The sequence below is a fragment of the Streptomyces sp. ICN903 genome (genome assembly GCF_022015835.1).
In the GTDB taxonomy this organism is placed as follows: domain Bacteria; phylum Actinomycetota; class Actinomycetes; order Streptomycetales; family Streptomycetaceae; genus Streptomyces; species Streptomyces fenghuangensis.
The window spans coordinates 1-4,987 of the sequence record NZ_JAKMAY010000368.1 but is presented as its reverse complement, the minus strand read 5'-3'; the positions used below and the strand labels follow the sequence as shown (position 1 = coordinate 4,987).

Below are 4,987 nucleotides of genomic sequence, written 5' to 3'. Positions count from 1 at the left end.
GCCGCCGCACACGCCGCCTGGGCGGCGGGGGAGAATCGTGGGTGTGATTGTGGACTGTGCGATCTACCGGGACGGGCACCGCACCGGGGACCCGTCCGGTCTCGCCGAGGCCTTCCGGGCGGCCCGCGCGGACCGCGACGCCTTCGTGTGGATCGGGCTGCACGAGCCCACCGAGGAGGAGTTCGGCCAGGTCTCCCGGGAGTTCGGGCTGCACCCGCTGGCGGTGGAGGACGCCCTGTCCGCCCACCAGCGGCCCAAACTGGAGGTCTACGAGGACTCGCTGTTCCTGGTGCTCAAGCCGGTGGACTACGACGAGGCGGCCGACACGGTGGCCACCGGGGAGCTGATGCTGTTCCTCGGCGACTCCTTCGTGGTGTCGGTGCGGCACGGCGCCACCAACCCGCTGGGCTCGGTGCGCGAACGGCTGGAGCGCGACCCGGGGGTGCTGCAGCACGGTCCGACGGCCGTGATGTACGCGGTGAGCGACGCGGTGGTCGACCACTACATGGAGGTGGCCGCCGAGTTGCAGATCGACCTGGAGGAGCTGGAGGAGGAGGTCTTCACCCCCGGCGGGACCGCGCACGGCACCGTGGCGAGCCGCATCTACGCCTTCAAGCGCCAGGTGCTGGAGTTCCGCCGGGCCACCGGGCCGCTGGCGGAGCCGATGGAGCGGCTGGCGGGCATCGGCGTACCGTTCGTGCACGACGACTCGCGCCCTTTCTTCCGCGACGTCAGCGATCACCTGACCCGGGCGAACGAGCAGGTGGAGGCGTTGGACCGGCTGCTGTCGGACATCCTGTCGGCCTATCTGGCGCAGGTGGGCGTCCGGCAGAACGACGACATGCGCAAGATCTCGGCGTGGGCGGCCATGGCTGCGGTGCCCACCATGATCGCCGGGGTCTACGGCATGAACTTCGACCACATGCCCGAGCTGGCCCACCCGCTGGGCTATCCGGGGGTGGTGGTGCTGATGGTCGCGGTGAGCGCCGGCCTCTACCGGCTCTTCAAGCGCCGGGGCTGGTTGTAGCCGCGTCCCCGGACGGGGCACGCGTCCCGGTTCCGGGCGCCGCGCCGGACCCGGACTCCGCACCGTTTCCGGACTCCGCATCGGACCCGGCGCCCGGATCGGCCCGCGCCGTTTCACGCCGGGGCCCGGGTTCCGGCCCGGGTTCCGGTTCGGGTTCCGGTTCGGGCAGGGCGGGCAGCGGGTCCAGGCGCCCGGCACGGCGCCGGGCGACCAGCCGCTCGTGGACGTACCGGGCCTGGACACCCCCCTCCAGCACCACCGACCTGGCCATGCTCCAGCCCAGCAGGTGGCCGGTGCGGGCCAGTACGGCGAGGGCGGCATCGCGGTGGGCACGGGCCTCCGCCAGCGTGTTCTCCCTGAGCACCAGCTCGACGGCGGCGACGTGGCCGGCGCGGGCGAAGCCCAGCATCCCCTCGCGGCACCAGGCCAGGTACTCCCGTTCGGCGCGGAAGACCTCCCGGACCGCCTCGCCGGCCCCGGGGCGGACGAAGGCGTGCCCGGCAAGACGGGCGAGCCAGGCGGTGGCACGGGCCGCGGCCGCGTGCCCGTGGGCGAGGTGGGCGAGGACGTCCCGCTCGCTCAGGGGCTGCCCGCACCTCATCCGGACGTGTGCCGGGCAGCTCCCCCGCCGCTCCAGGAGTGCGGCGTGGTCCACCTCGGGGGGCACCTCGGCCGGTTCCGGACCGCAGGCGGCGAGCAGCCCGGTCAGCAGCCGTGCGTGCCGCTCCTGAAGCTCGCCGTACCGGGCCATCGCGGGGGCGAGGTCGCGACGGCCCCGGGGGACGAGGGCGGCGATCCGGCGGTTCTCCCGGCCGTTGCGCGCCTGGGCCGCGACGGCCAGCGAGCACAGCAGCCGGAAGGACGCGTCGTCGTCGAGGACCTCCCGCACCAGGTCCCTTCTGCGCAGCATGGCCCGACACCTTCCGTGGACGTATCCGCAGAAATCCGAGTCAACCGGTGCGGAGGGGCGGCGGCAACAGCTCACCTCCGCCCCTGCGCCGAACGGAGGTGTCCGCCGTGCCGGGCGTAACCCCGGCGGCTCCGTGCCGTTGTGCCGGGGGACGGCCGTGGCGGGGAGGACCCCCGAGCCCCCACCACGGCCGTGGACACGCCCCGGCGCGGGGTGCGGCCGGACGGCTCGGTCCGGCCGCGCCCCGCGTGGCGTTCACGACGGGCGCGGCGGCTCCTCAGGAGGCGGCCCCGGACCGCTCCAGGGCCTCCACTCCGGCCCGCAGCGCGGCGATCCGCTCCTCCAGGGTGAAGCCGGCCGGCGCCAGCGACAGGGTGGTCACCCCGGCCTCGGCGTAGGCCCGCATCCGGTCGGCGATCCGCTCGACGGGGCCGAGCAGCGTGGTGGAGTCGATGAGCTGCCGGGGCACGGCGGCCGCGGCGCCCTCCTTGTCGCCGGACAGGTACCTGTCCTGGATCTCGGCGGCCTCCTTCTCGTACCCCATGCGCCCGGCGAGCCGGTTGTAGAAGTTCTGCTTGCGGCTGCCCATGCCGCCGACGTACAGCGCGGTGTACGGGCGGAAGGTGTCGGCCAGGGCGTCGATGTCGTCCCCGACGGCCAGCGGCACGGTGGGCACCACGTCGAAGCCCTCCATGGTCAGGCCCGCCTTCTCGCGTCCGGCCCGCAGCGCGCCGAGCGTGGTCTCCTCGGCGTGCTCGGGGGCGAAGAAGATCAGCAGGGCGCCGTCGGCGATCTCGCCGGTCTGCTCCAGGTTCTTCGGGCCGATGGCGGCGATGTACAGCGGGATCCGCTCGCGGACGGGGTGGACGGTCAGCTTCAGCGGCTTGCCGGGGCCGTCGGGCAGCGGCAGTGTCCAGTGCTCGCCGGAGTGGGTCAGCCGCTCGCGGGACATCGCCTTGCGGACGATCTCCACGTACTCGCGGGTGCGGGCGAGCGGCTTGTCGAACCGCACCCCGTACCAGCCCTCGGACACCTGCGGTCCGGAGACGCCCAGGCCCAGGCGGAAGCGCCCGCCGGAGAGGGCGTCGAGGGTGGCGGCGGTCATGGCCGTCATGGCGGGGGTGCGGGCGGGGATCTGGAAGATGGCCGAGCCGACGTCGATCCGCTCGGTCTGGGCCGCCACCCAGGCCAGGACGGTGGGGGCGTCCGATCCGTAGGCCTCGGCGGCCCAGCACACGGAGTAGCCCAGCCGGTCGGCCTCCTGGGCGACCGCGAGATTGTCGGCGTCCATCCCGGCGCCCCAGTAGCCGAGGTTGATCCCGAGCCTCATCCGCGTCCCCTTACCGATCGGTAACGTGCCCGTCGCCGGGACTCTAGCGCGCGGCCGCAAGTACTCTCAACGCCCATGAAGCACAGGCACGTGGGCCGCACCGGCCTCCGCGTATCCCGGATCGGGCTCGGTACGCTCACCTGGGCGAGGGACACCGGGGAACGGGAGGCCGCGGACCTGCTGAAGGCCTTCTGGGAGGCCGGCGGGACGCTGGTGGACACCGCCGACGTGTACGCCGACGGCGGCGCCGAGTACCTCCTGGGCCGACTGGTGCAGGACCTGGTGCCCCGCCGGGACCTGGTGATCGCCACCAAGGCGGGCGGCGTGCCCGACCCCGAGCGGCGCTTCGACTGCTCGCGCGGCCACCTGCTGGCCGCGCTGGACGCCTCCCTGGAGCGGCTGGGCACCGACTACGTCGATCTGTGGCAGGTCCACGCCTACGACCCCTTCACCCCTTTGGAGGAGACCCTCCAGGCCCTCGACACCGCGGTGGCCAGCGGCCGCGCCCGCTACGCGGGAGTGGCGGGCTTCTGCGGCTGGCAGCTGGCCAAGGCCGCCGCCTGGCAGCTCGCCGCCCCGGGGGCGCGCACCCGGCTGGCCGGCGTCCAGATGGAGTACTCCCTGCTCCAGCGCGGCGTGGAGCGGGAGGTACTGCCGGCCGCGCTCGACCTGGAGGTGGGGCTGCTGGCGTCCTCGCCGCTGGGCCGGGGCGTGCTCACGGGCAAGTACCGGCACTCCACCCCGCCGGACTCGCGCGGGGCGTCGGAGCATCTGGCCCCCTTCGTGGAGCCCTATCTGGACGACGCCGCGGCGCGGATCGTCGACGCGGTCGCCACGGCCGCCGACGGGCTGGCCGTCACCCCGCTCCAGGTGGCGCTGGCCTGGGTGCGCGACCGGCCGGGGGTGGCCGCGCCGGTCATCGGCCCGCGCACCTCGCGGCAGCTCGGCGAGGCTCTGTCAGTGGAGGGCCTTACGCTTCCCGACGAGATCTGCCGGGCGCTGGACGATGTGTCCGCCCCGGTGCACCGCTATCCCGATCACGACTGGAGCACGCTGTGACCGCGTCCGGCGCCGACAACGCCGATCAGGCCCGCCAGACCGCCGCCCCCGGAGCCCGGGACAAGGCCGCGGAGCTCATGGCCGCCGTACGCGCCGTGGAGAGCGGCGAGCGTTCGGCCGCCGAGTTCTTCGCCGAGCCGAGGCCCGCGTCCCGGCCCCGGCGCGCCGCCCCGGCCGCCCGGCCCGGCGGCGGCCCCGTCGGTCCCGGCGGCCCGCGGGCCGCACCGGGCGGCGGCCCGGTGACGGTGCCCGAGGGCGTCACCGCGCTGCTGGCCGAGGGCGGTGCGCCCGCGGCGCTGGGCACGGCCGTGGTGGAGACCTTCGGCGAGGGCGCCGAGGAGGTGCTGCGCGCCGACCCGTGGGAGCTGCTGGCCGTTCCGGGCGTGGCGCCGGAGCAGGCGGACGGCTTCGCGCGGGCGCTGCTGGGGCCTCAGGGCGGTCCGGGCGACGAGCGGCGCTGCCGGGCCCTGGCGGTGTGGCTGCTGGAGCGGGCGGCGCTGTCCGGGCACACGGTGCTCGACCCCGGGAAGCTGGCCGAGGGGCTGGCACGGTACGGCGTACCGGATCCGGAGACGGCGGTGGGCGAGGCGGTCGACGCGGGCGCGGTGCTGGCCTTCGAGGACGCCGGTGAGGAGGGCGCCGGAGCCGGGGAGGCCGGGGG

Annotated in this window: 5 protein-coding genes; 3 read left to right on the top strand and 2 right to left on the bottom strand. The window is 75.1% G+C overall.

Translation table 11 applies throughout. The features are described 5' to 3' along the window. Positions 1-34: 34 nt before the first annotated feature. Positions 35-1,027, top strand: coding sequence for a magnesium/cobalt transporter CorA (gene corA / locus L7D48_RS25755; protein ID WP_237883007.1), 993 nt, complete (start codon positions 35-37; stop codon positions 1,025-1,027). Here corA and L7D48_RS25750 read toward each other — a convergent pair. Both L7D48_RS25750 and L7D48_RS25745 read right to left on the bottom strand, forming a co-directional pair. Next, positions 1,005-1,937, bottom strand: a complete 933-nt coding sequence (locus tag L7D48_RS25750) for a ferritin-like domain-containing protein (protein WP_237883005.1) — start codon at positions 1,935-1,937, stop codon at positions 1,005-1,007. The two genes, corA and L7D48_RS25750, sit on opposite strands and share 23 nt — an antisense overlap. Before the next feature lie 277 nt (positions 1,938-2,214). After that, positions 2,215-3,267, bottom strand: coding sequence for an LLM class F420-dependent oxidoreductase (locus L7D48_RS25745; RefSeq protein ID WP_237883003.1), 1,053 nt, complete (start codon positions 3,265-3,267; stop codon positions 2,215-2,217). A gap of 75 nt (positions 3,268-3,342) precedes the next feature. Between L7D48_RS25745 and L7D48_RS25740 the strand changes: the two genes are divergently transcribed. Both L7D48_RS25740 and L7D48_RS25735 read left to right on the top strand, forming a co-directional pair. Next, complete coding sequence (locus tag L7D48_RS25740) at positions 3,343-4,326, top strand: aldo/keto reductase (protein ID WP_237883001.1); 984 nt, start codon at positions 3,343-3,345, stop codon at positions 4,324-4,326. Further along, positions 4,323-4,987: helix-hairpin-helix domain-containing protein (locus L7D48_RS25735; RefSeq protein ID WP_308312337.1), on the top strand; the 665-nt coding region annotated here is incomplete at its 3' end. The genes L7D48_RS25740 and L7D48_RS25735, both read left to right, overlap by 4 nt.

Excerpts from the sequence above, each read along its gene's own strand:
- L7D48_RS25750 (WP_237883005.1), bottom strand. The coding sequence starts at position 1,937 with ATGCTGCGCAGAAGGGACCTGGTGCGGGAGGTCCTCGACGACGACGCG.
- L7D48_RS25745 (WP_237883003.1), bottom strand. The coding sequence starts at position 3,267 with ATGAGGCTCGGGATCAACCTCGGCTACTGGGGCGCCGGGATGGACGCC.
- L7D48_RS25740 (WP_237883001.1), top strand. The coding sequence starts at position 3,343 with ATGAAGCACAGGCACGTGGGCCGCACCGGCCTCCGCGTATCCCGGATC.